The organism is Sphingobacterium sp. LZ11T8, from assembly GCF_024261425.1.
In the GTDB taxonomy this organism is placed as follows: Bacteria; Bacteroidota; Bacteroidia; order Sphingobacteriales; family Sphingobacteriaceae; genus Sphingobacterium.
In genome coordinates, this window is sequence record NZ_JANBZY010000001.1 from 1,039,241 (window position 1) to 1,062,590 (window position 23,350).

Below are 23,350 nucleotides of genomic sequence, written 5' to 3' on the forward strand. Positions count from 1 at the left end.
GAAGGAAACTACGGATATAGGATTTACCTTATCCCAAGGGGAGTGGAGCGAACTTGAATTGGAAGGAGGTAATTAATATTCTACTATTTGGCAACAGTTATCTGCATCAGACCAAAAACGGGGGAAAGAAAATATCTTTTTTATTAGGGCTATATATGGCATTAGCGTATAGTTATTGACAAAAAAATAACAGCTAGCATTTCCAATTAGATGGAGAATTTCAAAGTGAAATTTTTATAACAAAACTTAAATAGATTAAGGTCCCCTGGAGAAGGGGACCATTAATCAACCAATTATAAACCTATGTTTGTTATGAGAGGGCAATTTTAGTAAAAAATAACGTTATTAATGTATTTCACGTAAAAGTACTCATTTTTTTAATTGATACTGTACTTTTTGATAAATAAATTGTGTTATGTTGCGATTAATGTTGTGATGATTTGGATTTTTATTGATTTTTATCAAGAAATTATTAAAAAATCATATATTATTTTGATTAATGAGTTGTTTTGTGAAAACAAAACGCACGTTTATGTCTATAAAATCCTGTTAGTTGTATTTTTAATGTATAGAATACATTGTTCTGATTGAATTTATAAATTTTATTGGTTAAAAAAGGCTTTAATTTGACTCTTTTTTATTTTGAACATGCTGTAGAATGTTTTTTTTGTTTTAAAGAAAGTTTTTTTTATTGATTTTATTGCTGGATGCGAGATGTCTGTTTAATAGAAGATTAATTTTTTAGTAAGACTAACGAGTTGCGATAAATACATGGAAACAATTTCGTTTAACATGGATCTTGAACATTATATTGACCAGCAGCTTTACAAATGCATCGGGAAAAAGGGAACTATTCAATTCAATACAAAATTGAATAATTCGATGTCAAAAGGGATAGTTTACGGAGGCCCCGATCATTCTATGGTGCTATTACATTTAACCTGCCATTCGTTAACGTCCTGTCTCACCCTAAAGGTCCTCAATCTGTCCTACAAACGATAAAGGATAATCCTACCTAAGTTAATGGGCGGGAACAAACTTTTGAACAAGAGCATTCCCGTATGAATCATTATGGGAGCAGGTATAAATGAAGAACAGTATATAACCGACAATCCAGGATTTTAAGTATGGGACAATCTCCGATGTAGACAATAATAAAAATAAAATGGTCTGATCATGAGAATTTATTATTCTTCAAGAACATCAGTAATAACCATTACTGCTGTAGCATAAAAACTACAGAATGAATTTCACTTTTCCCACAACACTTAAAAGCAGGCTGAAATCAATTAAATTTGCGTGGTTTTATTAAAAACCGACTCAAATAGTCAAATACTAAGTTTTTAAAAATGTCAAAATATAGCAAAATTGGTAAATCTAAAATTTATATTTCCCCAAAGATTACAATTTGTGAAGTGGAGTTAGAAGAGTCTATTGCAGCCGGTTCTGCTAAGGTTATCCCTATGGGAAACAATGGAGATTACCAAGTGGATGAAAAATGGACTGAAGATAATTTTACCCAGGACGTAAGTTGGTAAATTAAATATACAATAAAAATTAAAATGAACGAGTTTATATCAAAGCAAAAAGTTTTTGCGTCAATTTTGAGCTTCAGCCTTTTTTTTCTTTTTTCATGTTCTGAAAAACAGGATTTTTCTGTTAATGGAAAGGCGAGCCTCAGCGTTAACTTAATTGGAGAATCGATCAAAAATAGTAAAGCAACCTCTCCTGGAAATAATAACCAAAAAATTATTAAAGCTTCTCACAATGGCAGACAAAAAGTGGCGGATGAAAAGGGCTATCAAATAAAGTTTGATAAAGATCATGTGATGGAAGTAATATTAAATCCAGTTGAAGAAATAAATTTTGTCAATGAATTTCAGGGAGAGAGCAATAAAGAATTGAGGGCATCTAATAACTCAACTTCTATACAGCAGCCTCTGGGAAGCAATATAAAATACCATGTTGCAATTTATAAAGGTGATAATCTAGTGCAACAAAAAACATTCTCTCAAAACGGAACTAATACCCCATTTACCGGTCTTGATGCTGGCTCAGGTTACAGTATAGTTGCTTATTCATTTGGTAATACTTCAATAACTCAGATAAATGCATCTCAAAAACTTAGCGAAGCTTCTATACCACTTGAGTCAGATACGAAGTTTTTGTACTTTTTCAAAGGCAACATCACCTTTTCTGGAGAAACAGAGAATAGAGTTGACGTAATACTGGACAATAAAATAGCTGAGATTAAAACTCTTAAATTGAATATAAATTCAGAAAAAATTTCTGGGAACTTCAATGCTATTAGGAATGTGTATTTGGACTCGTATGGTGAGGGCAATGCTAAAATAGCTGATGGAAGTCTAAGCTTTTCGTCAAATTTGATTCAGAAAGGATTTGATTTTCCAGCAACTGTCAATTCTAGGGAAATTATTTCAACCAATTCACTTCCTGTTAAAGTAGCAATTCCATCTGGAACGACAGGTGCTGTTCTAAAGATCGGATCTCTATCTATTGGAGGTGTGACAAAAAACAATTTGGAAGTACCGGTGAATATTACTCCAGGAACCCGATATGAGATTACATTGAACATAAAGGAGTTTTCTAGCGATGGAATACAAATAGGAGACCTTATTTGGGCTCCTGGGAATTTAGTGTCGTTATATAATGGAACCTCCTGGGCATATTCATTTCTTTCAGATCAAGATCAATATTCAAAGGACGAAAAGTCAGGAGATTATTGGATGGCGGGAAAAGTTATTCCCGGAAGAAGCTTTACTAATATGAACTCTCCGATTTCTAGATATAATGATTACCCCTCTGGTGATCCTTGCTCAAAAGTTTCCCCAGAGTGGAGGACTCCTACCAAGGGTGATTTTCAAAAACTATTTTCAGGGGCAAAGTTTAACGGTAATCCTGGTATCCCTGGAACCTATGGAGCGTCATCTACTAAAGGTAGGTACTATGGACCATCCAGTCTTGTGGTAATTCCTTCCGATATTTCTGAACAGAAAAAATATTTATTTCTTCCGTATACTGGAACTTTTAGGAATGGAAATATCAGCCGAGACATGGTGGATGGTGCTAATTATTGGTCAATCACAGCTGACTCAAACGAAAACTACAATTCACTTCATGTTAGGCAGGGATATTCCAGTTTAGGAGGATGGTGGAAACTTGAACTTAATCCTATTCGTTGTGTAAAAGATGCAATATAATCAGACCTAAGTCTCAACTTAAAGTCATTGATTTATGTAGTAGTTTTTTTAACCTCAAAAATGTTTATTATATACTGGTAATGAATATTATTAATCGGGAATTCTGGCATTTAGAGTTAAATTTTAATATACAATCACATTTAATAGGCATTATAAAATAACAACTGTTTCCATTTCTGTAAAATGGTTTAGTTCCTGTTAGCTAGGCTTCATGGCTTCTTTCAGGCGGGACGTTTGGTCGACCGGTTTAGCGCTGAGGCAATTGCACGGCTCGATCCAGACATTGTTTGTCGGTGAACTGATTAGGAAATGCTCGAATTTTTAAGGGCCAAGATCGTAAATGTCCGATAAGTAAACGGGCTTCCTTCGGCAATTAGTTCGCATGCCGAAACAGGTAGATCACGAGAATAGTACTCCAAATCGCGGAACTTTTCAATGACCTTTTGATATTCATTAACAAGTTTGTAGCCTCCAATAACACCCTCTCCTGAGAAACTGTAGCATAATGGTTTTGCCCTCCTCCTTTGCTGACCAGAGTATCGTTATTAAAGAATTATTTCTTCTCCAGCGCATTTTTCTTTTCATTTTTTTGGCAGTATCCCAAGTGAGTAAAGACGGATGGCTGGTATTGATGTATATTTCATTCATTGGGTTCAATAGATTTAGGCTGTATTTCGATAAGTTGTACATTGTAAAAGAAGCCATAAACATGGTCATCGGCCGTCAGATTGCATAATTGTCTTTGAGAATTAGAAATGATATTTATAGACGTTCTATACTAGAGCTTCAAAAAGAAAAAAAGAGTAAGAAAAAATTTTGAGGTTCAAACTTAATATTTGAGTATTATCCATAACTGACTTAGGGGTTTTTGAAAATTTCCAATTCTCTTTTTATTAGATGTGGCCATTCTTTTAAAGAATCCTTTATAAACTGTTCTCCTTGTTTTTCTCCTAGGAGCTCACACATTTTATTTGCCTGTACCTGAAGGTGGTTGAGGAATGATTTGTTGGGTTCCCTAATTCGAGATTTTATTGAAATACCCTTTTGATTTTGTTTTGGTTCTTTCTTTTTCATATATGACACAATGATACCTATAAATTGTTTATCATATATGAAAAAGATTCCATAGAAACCCTAATGAAAAAGCAAAAACATTATTGGATTAAGGCATTGAATAGTCTAACCGAGAAGATGTCTTTTTGTTTGGCTTATACGCATTTCCAAACTCAGAACTTTAAGTCTTTTCGAAAAGAAAAGGTAGTCCAGCGATGTGTATCTACTACTTTGATAAGCATAATATCAGCTAAATCAGCAGGTGAAGTAACGAAATTAATCCCACCACGAAATATACTCTTTTAAAGAAACCAATAAATGGAGGACTCTTGATCGGAATTTTCTGAAATCAAGCAATTTAAACCCCTTGTAGATACTTTGTATCTATCTGTTAAATAAGCTGTAGACGGTTTGTTAAGTGAATTAGATTGTCAGTTCTAAAGAAATTGAGGAATTTTGTTCAAGATAAAATATACCAACGAAACCGAAATGTGGCTGAACCACGGTGCCATATAATATGACGGCGATATTGCCGATTTTATGTGCATATCCTGGTTTTTTTAAAATAACATAAATGGCAACAACAACTCACAATCGTACTCATCATTGGAATTTCACTTTTGGTATAGGGCGTGATGAATTTCATTAATTCGAAAAAATTAAAATCCGATGGGAATTAATGAGAGTCTATTGTTAAATAAATCATTCTATCATGAAGTGATAAAGAAAGTATTATGTACAAACTTTTAGTGGGGTGCAATATTAATGGCAACACAAAAGCCTTTTCTCCCACAGAAAGAACCAATCCACCGGTGTACAGTATCTGCGATAGATTACAGCCATTGTATTATCCGAGATACACCAACGATGTGCTTATACTTTTCCATTGGGGAGTTTGCTTATGCAGGAATATTTTATTGAAGATTGGTTTGCCGATGAAGTTGAATGGGAGAGGTTATTTTATGTTTTAACCTGGATAATTAAAAAAGGAAAATTATGTTAAAACCTAATTCGCTTTACATCAAAGTGAAAGTAAAACTGAAAGAATTACAAAAATTCTTCTCCGCAATACCGGCAAGAACATTCGTAGATAAAGAATGGTATAATGGTCAACATTGGTGGTCGCTGAAAGATGGCTTAAAAGCGCCTCAGGAATGAAATCCAGAACCTGACTAAGGGAAACTTTGTGGTCTTTGAATACTGACATAAATGTTTGATTATCAGTATATATACATAATTTAAACGATAAAAAAAACTAATTATTTGATTATCAAATAATTATAAAAATATTTTTACACATGTAAAAAACAAAAAAGCCGGAAGAAAATCTTCCGACCATGACTAGCATTTAACGCCGTCTTTTTTAAAATAAGCAAACATAATTCGGTTTTATAAAAGCTGAATAAAATTTCTCACTCATTTTTATCATATTTGCTATGAGCTAACGGAAACACGTTGAAAAGCAAAGCAATAAGCACCGTTACCAAATCGCTACCTGACTTTTTTGATTATCTTTATAAAAGTTTAGTATTCAACCGATACAGCTTTTTCCTGAAAACTTTAAAATAAAAATCTAAATCTTTCTTGTAGGGATTAGTATGCTAAGAAGTTTAGATTATGAGTGCCAGACGAAGTATGGGGGGAGGAGAATTGCAACTGTGGTAAGATATAAAACCGTCACAAATACGTCACAGCCCTTATTTTTGAATATTGGAAAAATGTTCATATATTGCTCTAGCAAGCAGGAAATGAACAATTTTAACCTTGTTGTCGATCGTAGACCTTTAGACTCTTAATCTGTGGGTCCTGAGTTCGAGCCTCAGCGGGGTCACTTTCAAAAAAGCCGTTTTTACTTTGCGTAAAACGGCTTTTTTGCTTTTCTTAGGGCGGTTTGGAACTTCCTCTTTTCCCGTTTTGTAAACCCTTAAAACGGTGTGTTTTCATAGTTTATTGTTGAACTTCACGGAAAACCGTCACAAATACGGCACAAAGGTTTGCTTGGTGCTGAAATGATTATGGCAAACGTAAGCACCAAAGTGAAAGGAAAAGGAATTTAAAATTAAGGATCTCATGCTTTCCATGCTCGCGTTTCAACCAGCTTTTTCTTTTCCTTTCCAATATCAACAATGCAAGCCTGGATAAGCTTATGCGTAATAAAAAAAGCCCAATCCAGTAAAAGATTTGGCCAAATAGTTTATCGATTCAGTTTATTGTAATATTAACGTATAAAAATCTCGTCAAATTTTACACATTCGACACCGATCTTCCCTTTATTCAATATAACTCTTGATGCGTAAATAGTAAGTGGGGATATCATTGTAGAATATTTAGACTCGTACTTACGTATGCTATTGATATCCCATGTTTGTACTAACTTTAATGTCTCAACATCAAAAAAAGAGATTTCCCTAAAAGTTAACTCATCCTTAAAGTACTCATATGAAATAGCCTTTCTGCTACTCCAAATCCTACCGTAGGAAATACCAGTTTCTATGGCGTATGTTTCAAGAAAAAAAATGGTATCGCATGAGCCGATAAAATTCAAGCTATCCTTAGCAATAACCTTGTTACGAATATTCTCATAAAAAGATATGCCATTTTTTTTCTCTATTATTTTTTTTCTCAATTGTTTCTCTGTGATTTTTGAAGAGACCTTAGAGATAACACTGGTCTGTCCGAATGTTGTATAAAAATTAAAGAACACTACCAGTATTACAAAAAGAAACGTTTTAATCATATTCAATACTTTTTATTATGTGAAAGGTGAAATTTTTCTGCCCTATCTCTTATAATTAGAAACACGTTTGCTGTTAAAATAAAGCCTCTGATTTGTACTAGACTTTATGATTCTTCACGAAGGGTCTGCGTTTCCTGCCCCGTCCATTCAATAAAAAATACTAAGAGGCTAACAATTAGAACGTCCGACCTCTTGGTCATATAACCTAATTGCATAAGAATACTTTCCTTCTTGAATATAGGTACCACCAAACGCATGTGGTCCTCTTGTAACCCCTCTTGGAGTTTTTTCCATTGTAAAAATAGCGATTCTGATTATAAACGTAGCTCGAATTCGCATGTTGCTTGCTAAAGACATAGTAGCCCTATTCAGTACGATTTACGCCAAGTAATCATTGATTACCTTATTAGCACCTTTAATCAATTACTGAAAACATAAGAACATTCAGATTTCTTGAATTTGGGGTAAATTTGTAAATTGTTTATAGTAATCTATAAACACTCATCCAACACCCATGGCACTCTACAAGGCAAACTCTACAAATTCCCGCAATTTTAAGGTGACTCTTGAAAACCAAGAAATAGGCGAATTGCTAATCAAGAAATGGTATTCCTTTGATGCTGATTTAATTATGTCTGATGGCAAGAATTATCAGCTTATCACAAAAGGTTTTTGGGATTCGAAAGTTGAATTAATTGATGGATCTCAGACCTTATTGGACTTTAAGATGGGTTGGAAGGGAATCGTGATCAAGACCTATTTTGATAATCAAGAAAGGCAGTATCTGTTAAAGTTGCAAGGTTTTATTAATAGTAAGTTTATTCTAATAGACGAGTCTGATCAAGAATTATCGGTAGCGAGTACAGATTTCAAATGGCTAACCCTCAACTTTAACTATGATATAGAAACGTCTGCAAGCTTTGATCAATTAAGGAATAGAGATTTACTGCTAATGACCATGTTGCATTGCATGAATTATTATATATCCTATCTGAGTGCTGCTACATAATTTCAATGGGTCAGGATATTATCCTGTCATCCTGTTTCAAATGGATTGTCTATATTTAACCTAAGCCATTACAAAATCACCTAATACGAATCCATCTATGAACAAGCCTAGGTCTGTTTTACTTCTTGTCATTACGCTTCTTTTCCTTGCTAATCATTCATGGGCGCAAAAAGGACCAAAGGAATTGTCCTTAAAGGAGGCTTTTTCTGGGAAGTTTGAGATTGGGGCTGCATTAAACCTGAGGCAGATCTATGAGCGGGATGAAAAGGCTGCTGCCTTGATTAAAGCACAATTCAATTCCATTACGGCGGAGAACTGTATGAAGGCGATGTACCTTCAGCCTAAGGAAGGGGAATTTAATTTTAAGGATGCTGACCGATTTGTTGAACTGGGTGAGAAGTACCGTATGCAACTTATTGGGCACACCTTGATCTGGCATTCCCAAGCTCCAGATTGGTTCTTTATTGGCAAGGATGGCAAAGAGGTTTCTAGGGAAATATTGATCGAACGGATGCGCAAGCATATACAAACCGTAGTATCGAGGTACAAGGGCAGGATAAAGGGCTGGGATGTAGTCAATGAGGCCATACTGGATAATGGGGACTGGCGGCAAAGCAAGTTTTATCAGATCATTGGGGAAGATTTTATTAATTTGGCCTTTCAATTTGCACATGAGGCAGATCCGGATGCAGAACTGTATTACAATGATTTTTCCATGTCCCAAAAAGGGAAAAGGGAAGCTGTGGTTAGCATGGTCCGCAAACTCAAGGATAATGGGGTTCGAATGAATGGAATAGGTATGCAAGGGCATTTAAGCCTAGATTACCCCTCCCTTGCTGACTTTGAAGCGAGCATCTTGGCGTTTTCCAGTTTAGGGGTACAAGTAATGATTACGGAGCTTGATATCTCTGTGTTGCCGATGCCAGGTCCTTCACAAGGGGCGGAAGTCAGTACCAATTACCAATATGATCAAGTCCTAAACCCTTATGCGGAGGGATTGTCAGCAGCAGTGGAAAGTAAATTGGCCAATCGCTATAAGGATTTTTTTGCACTGTTTTTAAAGCATCGTGATAAAATTGACCGTGTTACTTTGTGGGGGGTAACGGATGCTGATTCCTGGAAAAATAATTGGCCAGTGAGAGGAAGGACAGACTATCCATTGCTGTTTGACCGAAACTATCAGGCAAAGCCTTTTGTAAGGGAATTAGTTGAGATGGCTAAGGATTAACCAACGGTATTTTAAAGCATCATAAACTTCAATCTATACTCCATGGGGGTCATTCCGATAAAAGTCTTGAATTGTTTATTGAAATTGGACAGGGTATTAAATCCTGAATCATAGCATATCTGGGCAACGCTCTTGGATTCGGCAACGGATAGGAGCTTGCAGGCATGCTTAATGCGCAGCTCGGTGATAAAATAGGAAAAGGTCTTGGAAGTCTTGGCTGTAAAATAACGGCAAAAGGAAGTGGGTTTCATATTGAGCAGAGCGGCTACTTCTTCCAAGGTTATTTTATTCCTGAAATGGTTCAGGGCATAATTATAGACGATATTGATGCGGTTTGTTTCCACATCTTTGGACTGATACTGGAATTCATCATAGTGCAAAAGCGCATAATCCTTCCCCTTAGCCAGTACATTCAAGATCTTGAAAAGATGAATGATGCTTTCCATGCCATGCAGGTTGAGGAGTTCATGCATCAATGCGATGATTTCCATGGCAGTGGCACCCTGAATCTCCATGCCATGTCTCACTTTTTCCAACAGGACCTTTAATTGATTAAACTCCTCTTTTTCAGTGAATTTCTCTAATTCTGAACCATTGATATAAATGACCAAGCCTTCGCTGCTTTTTTTGGATTGGGGATCAAAGTAAATATCATCACTTCGCCATAGGTGGGGGATATTGGGTCCAATAAAAGAAAGGTCCCCTTTTACAAAGGATTTCATGGTATTGCCGATAAACCTGGTTCCGGAACCCTCTACGACAAGGAAAAGTTGATACTCGGAATGGGCATGCCAAGTGGTATCAAAATGTTTGTCGGAAAGCTTTCGCACAAAGAATATGCGCGAGGAAGGTATCCTTGTTTTCTGGACGGCGGTTTTTTTGAAGTTGATATCCATGGATGGAATATAAATGGTCGTCCCCAGGTCTGATGGGGCTCATATCAAAAGTAAGGGTTTAAGGGGCAATTCGCAAGGTTTGCAGCGGGTAAATGTCTGATTGTTGTCCAATGTTCTGCTGTTTGTCTGTAAACTGTGGTAAAATACAGTCATCATTGGGTATTTAATAGGTATGTAAAATTCTTCATGAATCTTAATTTAGGGTTCTAGGATTAACCATTTTAAACCAACCTTGAATAATGTTATGGGCAAGCTCTATTTCATTTGATCAGGGACAATGCTAAAGTGTATGGCCTATAAACCTTTAAGAATCATCAATTTATTAAAATAATTATATGCAATTACCTGTAAAATTAGGCATTAGCACCTGGCTATGGACTTCTCCTTTCCGTACGGAGGATGCTGCTGGCCTGTTTGAGAAAATAGCAAGCTTGGGATACGAAGTTGTGGAGATAGCGGTGGAAGACCCTTTGTTGATCGATACCCAAAAGATTGCTAAGGAGCTTGAAAGGAATGGTTTGCAAGCACTGGTATGCGGTGCGTTTGGACCGACTAGGGATTTGACCAGTGATGATGAGTCCTTGCAAAAGACCGGTCTTCAGTATATCGAGGATTGCCTAAATATTTCCAATGAATTGGGAGCCAGTTTTTTCGCTGGTCCTATGTATTCTGCAGTGGGCAAAGCTCGGATGGTTCCGGATGCACAGCGCCAAATTGAATGGAACAGGGCGGTTGATAATTTAGGGAAGGTCTGTGAGATGGCGGCTTCCAGAGGTTTGGAATTAGGATTGGAACCTTTAAATCGCTTTGAGTCGGATCTGATCAATAATGTAGATGATGTTTTGCGATTGATCCATGACCTCAATCACCCTGCGGCCAAGATCTGTCTGGATATGTTCCATATGAACATCGAGGAACCGGATCCAGGATTGGCAATCCGAAAAGCTGGAGATAAGTTGATCCATGTGCAGGTATCGGAGAATTATCGTGGTACTCCGGGCACAGGAAATGCCAGTTGGGGCGCCTTCTATGAGGCACTTTTGGCAATCGGCTATAAGGGTGCCGTATCGATTGAAAGTTTTACACCAGAAAATAAAGAGTTGGCAGCGGCAGTTTGCATTTGGCGCAATCTAGCCGAGGATCAAGATGCATTTGCGCGTGATGGGCATGCGTTTTTGCAGAAATGGGCGGCCAATAAATTAGACTAACATAATCAATGAACGAAATGATGAAGAAAGAAAAAATTAATGTAGCTATTATCGGGTTAGGATTTGGAGCGGAGTTTATTCCTATTTACCAACAGCACCCTCATGCAAACCTATATGCTATCTGTCAACGTAATGAAGCGAGCCTGAACGAAATTGGAGATGCCTTTTCGATAGAAAAGCGCTATACCGATTATGATGAGCTGCTGAAAGATGAAAATATTGATGCCGTACATATCAACACACCTATTCCAAACCATGCGGAGCAATCGATCAAGGCATTGCGTGCCGGCAAGCACGTGGCCTGTACAGTTCCGATGGCTACTACAGTTGATGAATGTAGACAGATCGTGGAAGCGGTGGAGGAAACTGGTCTAACCTATATGATGATGGAAACCGTGCTGTATGCGCGTGAATTCCTATTTATGAAGGAACTATACGAGAAGGGTGAGCTGGGCAAGATCCAATTCCTTAAAGCGAGCCATCAGCAGGATATGGATGGTTGGCCGAACTATTGGCCGGGTCTGCCGCCGATGCATTATGCTACGCACTGTGTAGGGCCGGTTTTAGGCTTAACGCGTAATGAAGCGGAGTATGTGTCCTGCTTTGGCTCTGGTACCATCCGCGAGGATCTGGTTGGGCATTACAATTCTCCATTTGCCATTGAATCTGCACATATAAAATTCAGGAACTCTGACCTAAGTGCTCAAGTGTACCGGTCGCTATTTGATACGGCTAGGCAATACCGCGAGAGCTTTGAGGTATATGGATCCAAGCAGTCCGTGGAATGGCCATTGATTGAAGGCAAGCCATTGGTCTTGCATGTGGCCAAACGTCCGGAGCCTGAAATTCCTGAAGAAGTGGACTGTCCAGATTATGCTCATTTGCTACCGGAACCGATTCAGCATTTTACAAGGGCCGGAGTTTATGATGAAGGCGAAAACCAACACCTTTCTTTCCTGCAAGGAAGTGGGCATGGGGGTTCGCATCCGCATTTAGTACATGAATTTATCAGTGCATTGGTAGAGGGCAGACAGCCATTTCCGAATGCTAGGCAATCTGCAAATATAACCTGTGTGGGTATTTTGGCGCATGAGTCTGCCCTGAAAGGTGGAGAGATCATTCCTTTACCTGATTTTACTTGGGAAACCAATTAATGGTTTTGCTTCCTGAGGAACCTTTATCTCAATAATATTAAGATGAATAAGATTTTAAAATTTTGCGTTCTGTTCTGTGTTGTTCTGTCGGTACTGGGATGTGCCGATGATAACAAACCTAGAAGACTGGAACTGTTTTTTCTGGGGCATGATAGTAAACACCATGACTCGGAACTATTGGCCGACATCTTGTCAAAAGAGTATTTCGCTGATGGAATAAATATTACCTATTCCATCGATCCCGACGATTTGACGCGTCCAGATCTCAAGAAATACGATGGTTTGATCTTATATGCGAACCATGATACGATCAGTCCGGCGCAGGAGAAGGCCTTGTTGGATTATGTAGCCTCCGGTAAAGGCTATATTAATATCCACTCTGCATCCTACTGCTTTAGGAACTCGGATGATGTCGTTGCCTTGATCGGTGGCCAATTCAAGAGCCATGGAGGTGGTTCTTTTGGTGCTGAGATCATCAAGCCTGACCATCCGGTGATGAAAGGTCTTTCGCCATTTGTCACCGAATGGGATGAAACCTATGTGCATCATCTATTGGCTAAAGATATCGAAGTGTTGATGGAACGTGTGGATAGCACGCATAGAGAGCCTTATACCTGGGTAAAAGAGCATGGTAAGGGCCGGGTGTTCTATACGGCATTTGGCCATGATGAGCGAACTTTCCGTAACCCTGGATTTTTACAATTGATAAAGAACGGTATCCTTTGGGCTGTCGGTGATAAGGCTGTGGAGCGCATGAAGAAGTATGAGATTGCGAAGCCTCAATATGAGGAAGCGCGCATGCCTAATTATGAACGCAAAGATCCGGCACCGCGCTATCAGCACCCATTAACGCCGGAACAATCGCAGACCCTGATACAGGTGCCTGTAGGGTTTCGCCTGGAGCTGTTTGCCAGTGAACCGGACATTAAAAAGCCGATTGCAATGGACTGGGATGAACAGGGAAGGCTATGGGTGATAGAGACGGTCGACTATCCGAATACCGTAAGAAATGACAAAGGGGAAGGTGATGATCGAATCACCATCTGTGAGGATACGGATAATGATGGCAAGGCGGATAAGTTCACTGTATTTGCTGAAGGCCTTAATATCCCGACTTCTTTTGTGTTTTCTGATGGCGGGATTATCGTCGCTCAGGCCCCTCACTTTCTGTTCTTAAAAGATACCGATGGTGATGGCAAAGCAGATGTTCGCAAGGTATTGATTGATGGTTGGGGAACCTTTGATACGCATGCTGGTCCATCTAACCTGAAATATGGAATGGATAACAAAATCTGGGGAACCGTTGGTTATTCTGGATTTGAAGGTAATATTGCGGGCAAACCTTATAAATTTGGCTCGGGAGCATATCGTTTTAATCCAAAAGCTCAAGATTTTGAATTCCTTGGGACCACGACCAATAACACTTGGGGATTGGGATTCTCGGAGGATTTTGATGTATTCCTGTCCACGGCCAATAACGAGCACAGTAACTTTATGGCTATTCCTGCTCGCTACTATGAAAAAGCTAACCTGAATGAGCGGGGGATCGAGAAGATTGATGCTCACTACAAAATACATGAATTAACTAAAGAACTGCGCCAGGTGGATGTATTTGGCGGATTTACCGCTGCAGCTGGCCATAATCTCTATACGGCACGTGCCTTTCCTCAAGAATATTGGAATAGGGTAGCTTTTATTGCTGAACCGACCGGACGCCTGATCCATAAACATATCTTGGAACCTTCGGGATCTGGATTCAAGGAAAAGGACGATGGCTGGAACATGGTCGCTAGTTCTGATAACTGGTTTGGACCTGTGGAGGCCAAAGTAGGTCCTGATGGTGCGTTGTGGTTCTTGGACTGGTATAACTTTATCATCCAACATAATCCAACTCCTCAAGGCTTTGACAACGGACCTGGAAATGCCTATATAGACCCATTGAGGGATAGTTCTAAAGGTCGTATTTACCGGTTGGTGCATGAAGATGCGGCCAAGCAAAGGAAGTTTAAATTGGATGGCAAGAAAGGACGTGAATTAGTCGACGCATTGACGAGCGATAATATGTTCTGGCGTACGACCGCTCAACGTCTATTGGTCGAAGGCGCGGATAAGTCTGTTGCCAATGACCTTAACAAACTGATCAGTGATAAGTCGGTGGATGAGGTCAACATCAATGGGGGTGCCATTCACGCAATCTGGACTTTGCATGGTTTGGGTTTACTGTCTGATGGGGAGAACGCCAGCTTTGATGCGGTTCTTAAGGCTCTTAAGCACCCAGCCGCAGGGGTGAGAAGGGCAGCTATTCAGACCTTGCCTAAAAACGCGAAGGTGATCGATGAGTTGATTTCCGCAGGTGTCGTGCAGGATAAGGACTTGAGAGTTCGCTTAGCGGCCATATTGGCTTTATCTGAAGCGCCGCCAAGTCCAAAAGTTGCTAAGGTGATCTTTGATGCGGTACAGAACCCTGAAAATGAAAAAGACAAATGGTTATTCCATGCCTTGATGATTGCCGGTGGTATTCACCAGAAAGATTTTATGCATGAATATCATACGAAGTTTGGACACCCTGACTTTTCAAACGCCAATGGTTCCTTAGCAGAAAGGATCATTGCCGGAAATAACATGAACGTCCTTGCGCTGAATACGGCAAGGAACGGAGTGATTGGGCCAAGGCAAATTCCTGATCTGATGAATAGGGAGATCCATTTTGTGGGTACAGTAAGTCAGAAAGATAAGAAGCCCCTAAATGGAGCCTTGCTTTCCTATGGCAACAAGAAGGATGGATTTGCAGTTTCTTTCAAAGATGGTAGACTGGAATTTAGGGTCAACCAAAAAGGAAATAAAGCTGTCATTCAATCTGAGGTACTAACAAAACCTACATTTAAGCTGAGGACTTCCTTATTGTCTGATGGCAAGATGCTAGTGTTCATTGATGATGCGAAGGTAGCAGAAGGCAAGACATTAGGTCTATTCCCTGAAAAACAAGATGGTTTCCTATTGGTTGGGAAAGCCAGTGCATCCAAGGATGCTGAACAAGGGCCAAATGATAGCCCAGGAGATTTTGCTAAGGATTTTGACTTTAATGGAAACCTAGAGGATGGGCGATTGGTGGCTATGAACAAAACGGTAGTGGCTGAAGGCAGTACCGTAGAGGCGGATAAGGTCTTAAAAATTAAGGCTATCGTTGGGGAAATGAAGTATGATATCACTAATTTTTCTGCGAAGGCGGGATCAAATCTGAAGATCATTTTTGAAAACCCTGACCATATGCAGCATAATCTACTGATCCTGAAACCGGGTAGTCTGGACCGTGTTGGACAGGCCGCTGATAAGTTGGCCACTCAAAGCAATGCAGCCGAGCTTCAGTATATTCCAAATACACCTGATGTCTTATTCAGTACCTCCTTGATTGATCCGGAAGGTTCTTATGAATTGAACATTAAAGTGCCTTCGGAGCCGGGAGATTATCCATTTGCCTGTACTTTCCCAGGGCATTGGCGAATAATGAACGGGGTCATGAAAGTGACGAAATAATAGAAAAGGGGAATAAGCTTCAAGGTTTATTCCCCTTTTTTAATGTCTTTGGATTTAGGCTGACATAGTTCCTTGTTGTAGCTAATATGAATAATGAAACGTTTGAATTGTCGTTACTATAGGAATAAATAACCTGATCATAAATCGAATGCCATGATGAAAAAGCAAGATATCCTGACCCTTGAAAACCAACTTTATGATGCCATGAAATCGGCCAACCTCGAAATGTTGGATAAGCTATTGCATAAGGATTTGCTGTTTATTATCCCAAGCGGAGAGATTATTGGCAAAGAGAAGGATTTAGAAACCTATCGTTCTGGAGTTCTTAAAATCATTGATCTCAGCCCAGATGTTGAAAACCTAAATATCATTGATGACGTTGCCATAATCACCTTAAGAATGAGGTTAATGGGAAGTTATTCCGGAGAACCTTTTGAAGCCCAGTTTCGATATATCCGTTTTTGGAAAGAATTCGAAGATGAAATAAAGGTTATCGGTGGAAGCGGAATTGCCCTATAATTTAAGCTTAATCACTTGGTACATAATCCAAGGGCAACATATAGGCTAGTTTAGAATAGCCAACGGCATAGCCGCTCAATATCCAGTTAGCCGTTGGAAAATAGGAGCCTTGTGGCTCAATGATGATTCCATCGGTCTCGACGATGGACAGTTCGGAAACCTCGCTGGCGGCTTTCTGTAAGATCTTGTTCTTGGATTTTGAAAAATCAGCAGGGTAGATGATATAGAGGTAATCAGCGTAATTAATTTTCATGAGGCCCTTCTCTTTATCCTCTGCTGCGATAATTTCAGTGGGACGCATAATCCCCATCAAATAGCTGATTTTCTCAGGTTGAGTCATCTGCTTTCGTATGGTATTTACCTTGTCTTCCGTGTAGTCCTTTTGAGAGACATAGAATAGGTTCCAGTTTCCTCGATATTTCTTCTGAACGCTGTCTAATATGGCATTATATTTTTGTCTGGCCTCCAGGCGAACTGCATTGTCTTCCTTAACCAATTTCCTGACGATATAACCGTCCTGTTCCCATTGTTTGTTATAGGTACTCCGCACAAACCTGTTCAAGGACAATAGGTAGGACACATTTCGGTTCTTTTTATATTTAGACCGTCCCTTGCCTATATCCTTAAAAAAAGCATAACCCTCGAAAAGAAACATCCTGCTTGCAAAGTCCATTCTAAATCCCCCTAGGTCGTAGGTCAGCTCATAACCCAGGGCATCATTACGAATCTTAAGGGGCTCGGTACAGATTGCCGTCAAGACATTAGCCTTTTTGTCAAATCGGAATTTTACGACCTCATGGTTAAGGATTTTGCATTCCTCGGCAAAGTCTCCTTGTCCTATTAAATTCTCAATAAAAAAGTCGCCCCATTCCTTCCAGCCATCTTTTAGGTAATTGGTAACCACCACTTCTTCTATAGCTGTGGACTTTTCCTTGATCGCGATGACCAGCTCGTGCTGCAGGGGGAGCTGTATTTCCAAGACCCTTTTTTCAAAGCCCATATTGCTCACCACCAGTTCAACATTCCTGTTCGGCGAATGGAGGGTAAACAGTCCTTCCTTATTCGAGCTGGTTCCCAATGAAGAATTATTGATATAGATTGAAGCACCGGCCATAGGGCTGCGGTCATCTGCATTGATGATTTTCCCTTGGATGCTATGTTGGGCCAATAGGGGATGGGCAAAGAAAATAGACGCAAGAAATAGGTAGAATCGGATCATGTTACGACATTTTCGTAAATATACTGAAAAGCAAGAAGAGATTTCAGTAGCATTAGGGCTTTAATTTGCAGCTAGTTGGTCTTTAATCTTTTGATAAAATGCTATATTTAGTTCTATGAAAAAGGTAGTTTTCCTAGTATGGACATTGCTATTAGCCGTGAATTGCCTAATTGCGCAGGTTCATTATTCCAATGATATCATTCGGACCGGCGCTGAACGCACAGAAAAGTACATGCCACAGCTACAGGGTAAAAGAGTTGCCCTGATTGCCAATCAAACTTCCATAATAGGGGATAAACATCTATTGGATAGCCTCGTGAATGCTGGGATAGAGATTGTCAAGGTCTTTGGTCCAGAACATGGCTTCCGGGGGAATGCCAGCAATGGAACGTCTGTGGGCGATGAGGTAGATCCGAATACAGGGGTCAAGATCATCTCGCTTTATGGGAAAAAGAAGAAGCCTTCAAAGGAGGACCTTGCTGATGTGGATGTACTGCTCTATGATATACAGGATGTGGGCTGCCGCTTCTATACCAACATAAATGTCTTACGGGATGTGATGCAGGCAGCGGCAGAAAATGGAAAGGAAATGCTTATCCTGGACCGACCTAACCCTAATGCATACTTCATTGATGGGCCTATTTTGGATATGAAGAACAAATCTGGAATCGGGCAGTTTCCAATTCCCATAGTTCATGGACTTACGGTTGCCGAATTTGCACTTATGGCAAATGGAGAGGGCTGGTTGGGTAATGGCCTGAAATGTAAGTTAAGAGTCGTTGAAAATGCCAACTATAATCACAGCCTAATGTATAAGTTGCCGGTTAATCCTTCACCGAACCTCAACACTCCTGAGAGTATTCTATTATATCCGACAACCTGCCTTTTTGAAGGGGTTTCACTAAACCATGGACGTGGTACTGATTTTCCATTCACCGTTGTAGGTGCGCCAATGTTCAAGGGAATCTATGAATTCAGTTATACGCCGGTTTCTATGCCTGGACGTGCAGAAAATCCATTGTATCAGGACCAGGTTTGCTATGGTCTGGACTTGCGTGGGACAGATTTCGAGGAGTTGGTCAAATCCAAGAAGATTAATCTGAAATGGATGATTGAGCTTTATGCTAAAAGCCCAGATAAACCTGCCTTTTTTGAAAGGTTTCATCCACAGATCGGTAATATCGACTATCTCGTTGGGGTGTCAGTTTTTAAGGATCAGATCCGTGCCGGTATGACGGAAGACCAGATCCGTAAAACTTGGGAGCCCGGTATTGAGAAATATAAGAAGATGCGCAAAAAGTACTTGTTGTATAAGGAATAGGGATCTTTTTTAGATCCTAAAAACAACAGCGCTTTCCTCGTAATCCTCTTGAGTAGCCGGGAAAGGATCGTTTTGGATACTCTCTACAGTCCCGATTTTAATGCCTGCTATTGAGCTATCTTCTGTAGCCTTCGTTAGAAAGAAGTGGTATTCCAGTTCTAGATAGCCCAAGTCAAGTGCTCTGAACCCTTCCTTTGCCAGGTCGTATCCTAATACCGCCGAGGTTGGTCCTAGGGCGAGAATGATTAATTTATTGGATCCGTATTTTTTTGCTGCCGATAAGATTTCATTATAATGCTTAAAGCTGTTGCTATTCGGGCATTCAATCCTTTCTATGCTTTTAGCATTGTCATAAAAGCCTTGTCCCTTGCCTAGATTGCTGCCTTTGCCCTCGATTATTAATAAATCCTGATCTTCCCAAAGTCTTTTCCAATGCGTTATCCTTTTTTCAATGTCCTCTTGATCCTTGTTTCTGTCATCAAGATAGAACCTACTGATCTGCGCATTGAGGTAAGTGTAATCCTTCCTCAGAAACGATGATATTTTGTAGAATAACTCGTGTAAATAATGTTGCCAAAACCCTATTGAAGAATCTGTCAACTTGTTGTTATCTAGGTCTACTAAGGTTCGAGGAACTGCAATTTTTAAATTGTATTGATCGGTCCTTCTATCCTTCAGAATTTCCAGCAACCTCTTTTTGAGATTAGGGTCTGCTTCCTGATGTTTTAATGAGACGTTCCTTGGACACAGGAACTCTCCATTCAGCATCAAGGTAAATTCTCCATCCCCAAATCTGGATAATGAACATTTGGAATCAATCAAATAGTCAAGGCTTTCATCAAAGGTCAGTACCTGCAGTTTGTTGTTCTGAAGTTCTTTGCTGGACCTGGAAACATTGAGTTTCCAATCTATCTTGTTCAATAGCTTATGAAGGATGTTCATTTAATAATTAGTTTGGTTACTGTGATGCTGTAAATGTACTATAAAACATTCAGGATTAGGGATAAGTACGCCCAAACTATTGTATTTGTAAATGGATATCTAATCTTTTGTTTATATGTCGAACATGGCGATTCTAATACTTTGCATGAAAATATAGGACTGGGAAAGTTTATTAAATTATTATATCCACAAGGGATTATCCTGTATATTGCAGGCAAATCATTCCTAAAACCAAAATGAAAAAAGTTGTTATTCCTATTCTGTTTGCATGTTTATTGTTTTCTGGCTGTAAGAGCAATTTATCCCAAAAGGGAAATGCTGATTGGAAACCCTTGTTTAATGGGAAGGATATCGATGATTGGTTTGTCAAGATCCATCATCATGAGGTAGGTGAGAATTTTGGAAATACCTTTCGTGTGGAAGATGGTATCATCAAGATCAGGTATGATCAATACGGCGATTTCAACGATCAGTTTGGCCACCTGTATTATAAGACCCCGTTTTCCTATTATCACCTGAAATTTGAATATAAGTTTGCTGGTGAACTTCAACGTGGGGCACCGGAATATACCTTATTAAACTCTGGCATAATGTTCCATTCTCAAGATCCTCGTGGGATGCTAAAAGAACAGGATTGGCCTATTTCCGTCGAAATGCAATTACTTGCCGGACTTGGTGACGGCAAACCTAGACCGACGGGTAATATGTGTTCTCCAGGGACCAATGTGGTTTACCAAGGTAAGATTGCCGAATCACACTGTTTGAATTCGACGTCTAAGACCTATGATAAACACCAGTGGGTCAAAGGAGAATTGATCGTTTATGGAGACTCACTGATCCAGCATATTATTGAAGGCGATACTGTGCTGCAATATTCTAAACCGCAGATCGGGGGTGGTACTGCAAATGGTTATGATCCGAAAATTAAGATTGACGGCAAACTATTGAGCAGTGGTTTTATTGCTTTGCAGAGTGAAGGACAGCCGGTAGATTTCAGGAATATTTATATCAAAGATCTTTCGAAGCCCTTTTAATAGCATAGAGCGGAATGCCCACGAGGCATAATACTACGGTTGCAATGGCAGCTACCATAAGTCAGCTTTACTGGAGATAAAGACTAAGGCAAAGAGCAATAGTGCGATTAAAAACAGGGAAAATGCGAACACTTTAAGGCCAAATAGATTCTGTTTTTTTATTATTTTGTTGAGTGAGATGACCCCTGCGGCTGCTCTTGACCCATATTTGGCCGCAGAGGCTGCATCTCTTAATACGCTTATACTTTCTGCATCGTTTGGATTTACATCATCGATGCTATTATTGGGAACAGAACTTACAATAATAAAGGGATATTGATTGAGCGACTGGTCTTATTGTTTGTTCCAACCACCTGCACCTTTACGGAACCAATGGGCCCTTGGGTAACAGTATGTAGGATGGCCTCCCTTATTTTTGTTTTTTTGTCCTTGCAAATCGTTAATGGAAATCAGCAACGAGAAAATGGTTAATAATAATTGTTAGGACTCTGTTCACTTGATTCTTTTTTATTCGGTAGGAGATTTGGGTTGATTCTTTAATTAACCGGGTCTGATGATTATCTCCTTTATAACCTATTTCTTTGCCTTTATTATTATGAATGTTTCCTAATATTATGGGTCAGCTCTGCATTGGTTACATTCAAATATAGAAGCACTATTTTATTCTTGCAAATTTATTTTTTAATTAATAGTAATTTTTACCGCTAAATATATCAACAAAGTAAAAAACGTAATGAAAACATTTAAATTAAGCCTGTTAGGATAAATTAAATTTTCTTATTGCGTTAAATGAATGACTTGTGGTTTATTTAGTGTTTTAAGGCGTTATTTTGAACTAGGCGGATTTAGGATTGTTTATCTGTCTTGCTTTGGTATAATGATATTAAATACTATTTTTAATCTAAACCGTAATGTAACCTATGGGAGAAACAAATTCAAGTACTCTAGCCTTAAGTAACATATGTAGACATCGATATCGATGTCTACTCCAAAGATCTTAGAATTTCCGAACACCTAACACTTTCTAAATGCTATATGGTCTTCAATAACTGCATTCCAAAACCCGGTAGGTCAGGCGGAATTAATTTTCCATCTTTTACCGCGTAGGCTGTGAGGTCCATATCGTCTGAACTGCTTGTTACTCCTTCAATAGTGACGGTATTTCCCAGGCCACCAGCCAAATGCGCCGTATAATTCGTTTTCAGTAATGAGCCCCAAGCATGCGGAGAGGCGAGGGTGCCGGTCTTGACCAGTTCAGGCATCATCCTTCTCCAATTAGTAAAGCCCAGACCTTCGATATCAGTTAATTGCACGTCCAAGAGCTTCTGTTCAAAGAGTTTCTTGAGGAACACTTGGTCTGGATCCGCTTCACCATCGGCCAACAAAGTGTCCAACTTTTCCTGTTGGACAAATTCCCGAAGCTTTTTATAGTCTTCTACTGTTTCATGGAAAGGCTCTTCAATCCAGAAAAGCTTAATCCCAGCAATCCCTTTTAAATATTGGATAAACTCATCACTTGTAAATCCATTGTTTCCATCCACCAAGATCTCACAATCTGGAAATGCAGTAGCAACGGCCTTTGTAACTTCAATATCCCTTTGCATACCATCGGCTTTCGGCATCCATTTATGACCACGACCTATTTTTAATTTAAACTGTCTGTAACCCACTCCGTAATCAAATCGGCACTCCTCCAGAATTTTATCAATTCCGGCGGGCTGATCCTTAGGTTCTAGATCGTCAAAATAGATCATGCCGCTATAATACTTGGTAATAAAGGGGTCCTTTTTGCCTAATAGAGCATATACTGGCTTTTGAAGGATGACACCTGCCAAATCATGTAAGGCCATGTCAAAAACGATATGTTTTTCAGAAAGTGTCCCAGCTTTTGGGGTAAAGAGATCCGATATTTTTTTACCAACTAACTCAGGGATCAACTGTTCGGCATCTTTTTTTGATCCTCGGAGGGACGCCCAACCCATTGCACCTTGATCCGTTCTTAAACAACAGATGTCCAGCTCAGGTCCATGGCCATGAAGGTCTAGCCTGGCATTTTTTCCAACCAGTCTAGGATAGTTTAGTTTTACTTTTGAAAATACTATACTATCTATTTTATGTTCGGCAAGTTCCCTTTCGTCTGCTGCCAATTCGAATAGATCCGCCAAAGGACTACCATATCCATTGGAATTTAAGAGTAGGGAAGAGGCAAAGCCAATACCTAAGGAGTTGATAAAGGTTCTTCTTTTCATAGGTTTTTGTGGTAAGTTGATTATAC

Annotated in this window: 18 protein-coding genes; 11 read left to right on the plus strand and 7 right to left on the minus strand. The window is 39.3% G+C overall.

The features are described from left to right. The first annotated feature begins 1,349 nt into the window (after window positions 1–1,349). A complete protein-coding gene (locus NLF99_RS04495; protein WP_254526890.1) occupies window positions 1,350–1,538 on the plus strand; it encodes a hypothetical protein in 189 nt (62 codons plus the stop codon). Window positions 1,539–1,562: 24 nt separating this feature from the next. Then, the gene (locus tag NLF99_RS04500; protein WP_254526891.1) at window positions 1,563–3,221 is read left to right on the plus strand and encodes a hypothetical protein; all 1,659 of its coding nucleotides are present in this window, start codon (window positions 1,563–1,565) and stop codon (window positions 3,219–3,221) included. 858 nt (window positions 3,222–4,079) lie between these two features. Here the strand turns inward: NLF99_RS04500 and NLF99_RS04505 are convergent. Beyond that, the gene (locus NLF99_RS04505; protein WP_254526892.1) at window positions 4,080–4,295 is read right to left on the minus strand and encodes a hypothetical protein; all 216 of its coding nucleotides are present in this window, start codon (window positions 4,293–4,295) and stop codon (window positions 4,080–4,082) included. 975 nt (window positions 4,296–5,270) lie between these two features. Between NLF99_RS04505 and NLF99_RS04510 the strand changes: the two genes are divergently transcribed. After that, a complete protein-coding gene (locus NLF99_RS04510; RefSeq protein WP_254526893.1) occupies window positions 5,271–5,432 on the plus strand; it encodes a hypothetical protein in 162 nt (53 codons plus the stop codon). Between the two features lie 1,060 nt (window positions 5,433–6,492). On the opposite strand, the gene NLF99_RS04515 is transcribed toward NLF99_RS04510, so the two are convergent. Next, entirely contained in the window at window positions 6,493–7,011 is a 519-nt protein-coding gene (locus tag NLF99_RS04515; protein WP_254526894.1) for a hypothetical protein, read from the minus strand. A gap of 514 nt (window positions 7,012–7,525) precedes the next feature. On the opposite strand from NLF99_RS04515, the gene NLF99_RS04520 reads away from it, so the two are divergent. Then, window positions 7,526–8,020 (plus strand): hypothetical protein, encoded by a 495-nt coding sequence (locus NLF99_RS04520; protein WP_254526895.1) that lies wholly within the window; start codon window positions 7,526–7,528, stop codon window positions 8,018–8,020. 97 nt (window positions 8,021–8,117) lie between these two features. After that, entirely contained in the window at window positions 8,118–9,248 is a 1,131-nt protein-coding gene (locus tag NLF99_RS04525; RefSeq protein ID WP_254526896.1) for an endo-1,4-beta-xylanase, read from the plus strand. Between the two features lie 11 nt (window positions 9,249–9,259). Here NLF99_RS04525 and NLF99_RS04530 read toward each other — a convergent pair whose 3' ends face one another. Then, on the minus strand, window positions 9,260–10,144 hold the full coding sequence (locus NLF99_RS04530; RefSeq protein ID WP_254526897.1) for an AraC family transcriptional regulator: 885 nt from the start codon (window positions 10,142–10,144) through the stop codon (window positions 9,260–9,262). 335 nt (window positions 10,145–10,479) lie between these two features. On the opposite strand from NLF99_RS04530, the gene NLF99_RS04535 reads away from it, so the two are divergent. The 4 genes from NLF99_RS04535 (at window position 10,480) to NLF99_RS04550 (ending at window position 16,559) form a co-directional block, all read left to right on the plus strand. Then, the gene (locus tag NLF99_RS04535; protein WP_254526898.1) at window positions 10,480–11,352 is read left to right on the plus strand and encodes a sugar phosphate isomerase/epimerase; all 873 of its coding nucleotides are present in this window, start codon (window positions 10,480–10,482) and stop codon (window positions 11,350–11,352) included. A gap of 17 nt (window positions 11,353–11,369) precedes the next feature. Next, the gene (locus tag NLF99_RS04540) at window positions 11,370–12,506 is read left to right on the plus strand and encodes a Gfo/Idh/MocA family oxidoreductase (RefSeq protein WP_254526899.1); all 1,137 of its coding nucleotides are present in this window, start codon (window positions 11,370–11,372) and stop codon (window positions 12,504–12,506) included. 42 nt (window positions 12,507–12,548) lie between these two features. Further along, window positions 12,549–16,040: a PVC-type heme-binding CxxCH protein gene (locus NLF99_RS04545; RefSeq protein WP_254526900.1), complete on the plus strand. Its 3,492-nt coding sequence runs from the start codon at window positions 12,549–12,551 to the stop codon at window positions 16,038–16,040. A 153-nt stretch (window positions 16,041–16,193) separates the two neighbouring features. Next, window positions 16,194–16,559: a nuclear transport factor 2 family protein gene (locus NLF99_RS04550; RefSeq protein ID WP_254526901.1), complete on the plus strand. Its 366-nt coding sequence runs from the start codon at window positions 16,194–16,196 to the stop codon at window positions 16,557–16,559. A 7-nt stretch (window positions 16,560–16,566) separates the two neighbouring features. On the opposite strand, the gene NLF99_RS04555 is transcribed toward NLF99_RS04550, so the two are convergent. Then, entirely contained in the window at window positions 16,567–17,778 is a 1,212-nt protein-coding gene (locus tag NLF99_RS04555; RefSeq protein ID WP_254526902.1) for a carboxypeptidase-like regulatory domain-containing protein, read from the minus strand. Window positions 17,779–17,893: 115 nt separating this feature from the next. On the opposite strand from NLF99_RS04555, the gene NLF99_RS04560 reads away from it, so the two are divergent. Next, window positions 17,894–19,099, plus strand: coding sequence for an exo-beta-N-acetylmuramidase NamZ domain-containing protein (locus NLF99_RS04560; RefSeq protein WP_254526903.1), 1,206 nt, complete (start codon window positions 17,894–17,896; stop codon window positions 19,097–19,099). Between the two features lie 9 nt (window positions 19,100–19,108). Here NLF99_RS04560 and NLF99_RS04565 read toward each other — a convergent pair whose 3' ends face one another. Continuing rightward, window positions 19,109–20,041, minus strand: coding sequence for a GT-D fold domain-containing glycosyltransferase (locus NLF99_RS04565; RefSeq protein WP_254526904.1), 933 nt, complete (start codon window positions 20,039–20,041; stop codon window positions 19,109–19,111). 236 nt (window positions 20,042–20,277) lie between these two features. On the opposite strand from NLF99_RS04565, the gene NLF99_RS04570 reads away from it, so the two are divergent. Then, the gene (locus NLF99_RS04570; RefSeq protein ID WP_254526905.1) at window positions 20,278–21,075 is read left to right on the plus strand and encodes a DUF1080 domain-containing protein; all 798 of its coding nucleotides are present in this window, start codon (window positions 20,278–20,280) and stop codon (window positions 21,073–21,075) included. A gap of 51 nt (window positions 21,076–21,126) precedes the next feature. Here NLF99_RS04570 and NLF99_RS04575 read toward each other — a convergent pair whose 3' ends face one another. Further along, on the minus strand, window positions 21,127–21,381 hold the full coding sequence (locus NLF99_RS04575; protein WP_308214527.1) for a TonB-dependent receptor plug domain-containing protein: 255 nt from the start codon (window positions 21,379–21,381) through the stop codon (window positions 21,127–21,129). A gap of 725 nt (window positions 21,382–22,106) precedes the next feature. After that, complete coding sequence (locus tag NLF99_RS04580; protein ID WP_254526906.1) at window positions 22,107–23,324, minus strand: enolase C-terminal domain-like protein; 1,218 nt, start codon at window positions 23,322–23,324, stop codon at window positions 22,107–22,109. Window positions 23,325–23,350: the final 26 nt, after the last annotated feature.

What these genes read in the sequence shown, in the direction of transcription:
- NLF99_RS04495 (WP_254526890.1), top strand. Translation starts at nt 1,350, where the DNA reads ATGTCAAAATATAGCAAAATTGGTAAATCTAAAATTTATATTTCCCCA.
- NLF99_RS04500 (WP_254526891.1), top strand. Translation starts at nt 1,563, where the DNA reads ATGAACGAGTTTATATCAAAGCAAAAAGTTTTTGCGTCAATTTTGAGC.
- NLF99_RS04505 (WP_254526892.1), bottom strand. Translation starts at nt 4,295, where the DNA reads ATGAAAAAGAAAGAACCAAAACAAAATCAAAAGGGTATTTCAATAAAA.
- NLF99_RS04510 (WP_254526893.1), top strand. Translation starts at nt 5,271, where the DNA reads ATGTTAAAACCTAATTCGCTTTACATCAAAGTGAAAGTAAAACTGAAA.
- NLF99_RS04515 (WP_254526894.1), bottom strand. Translation starts at nt 7,011, where the DNA reads ATGATTAAAACGTTTCTTTTTGTAATACTGGTAGTGTTCTTTAATTTT.
- NLF99_RS04520 (WP_254526895.1), top strand. Translation starts at nt 7,526, where the DNA reads ATGGCACTCTACAAGGCAAACTCTACAAATTCCCGCAATTTTAAGGTG.
- NLF99_RS04525 (WP_254526896.1), top strand. Translation starts at nt 8,118, where the DNA reads ATGAACAAGCCTAGGTCTGTTTTACTTCTTGTCATTACGCTTCTTTTC.
- NLF99_RS04530 (WP_254526897.1), bottom strand. Translation starts at nt 10,144, where the DNA reads ATGGATATCAACTTCAAAAAAACCGCCGTCCAGAAAACAAGGATACCT.
- NLF99_RS04535 (WP_254526898.1), top strand. Translation starts at nt 10,480, where the DNA reads ATGCAATTACCTGTAAAATTAGGCATTAGCACCTGGCTATGGACTTCT.
- NLF99_RS04540 (WP_254526899.1), top strand. Translation starts at nt 11,370, where the DNA reads ATGATGAAGAAAGAAAAAATTAATGTAGCTATTATCGGGTTAGGATTT.
- NLF99_RS04545 (WP_254526900.1), top strand. Translation starts at nt 12,549, where the DNA reads ATGAATAAGATTTTAAAATTTTGCGTTCTGTTCTGTGTTGTTCTGTCG.
- NLF99_RS04550 (WP_254526901.1), top strand. Translation starts at nt 16,194, where the DNA reads ATGATGAAAAAGCAAGATATCCTGACCCTTGAAAACCAACTTTATGAT.
- NLF99_RS04555 (WP_254526902.1), bottom strand. Translation starts at nt 17,778, where the DNA reads ATGATCCGATTCTACCTATTTCTTGCGTCTATTTTCTTTGCCCATCCC.
- NLF99_RS04560 (WP_254526903.1), top strand. Translation starts at nt 17,894, where the DNA reads ATGAAAAAGGTAGTTTTCCTAGTATGGACATTGCTATTAGCCGTGAAT.
- NLF99_RS04565 (WP_254526904.1), bottom strand. Translation starts at nt 20,041, where the DNA reads ATGAACATCCTTCATAAGCTATTGAACAAGATAGATTGGAAACTCAAT.
- NLF99_RS04570 (WP_254526905.1), top strand. Translation starts at nt 20,278, where the DNA reads ATGAAAAAAGTTGTTATTCCTATTCTGTTTGCATGTTTATTGTTTTCT.
- NLF99_RS04580 (WP_254526906.1), bottom strand. Translation starts at nt 23,324, where the DNA reads ATGAAAAGAAGAACCTTTATCAACTCCTTAGGTATTGGCTTTGCCTCT.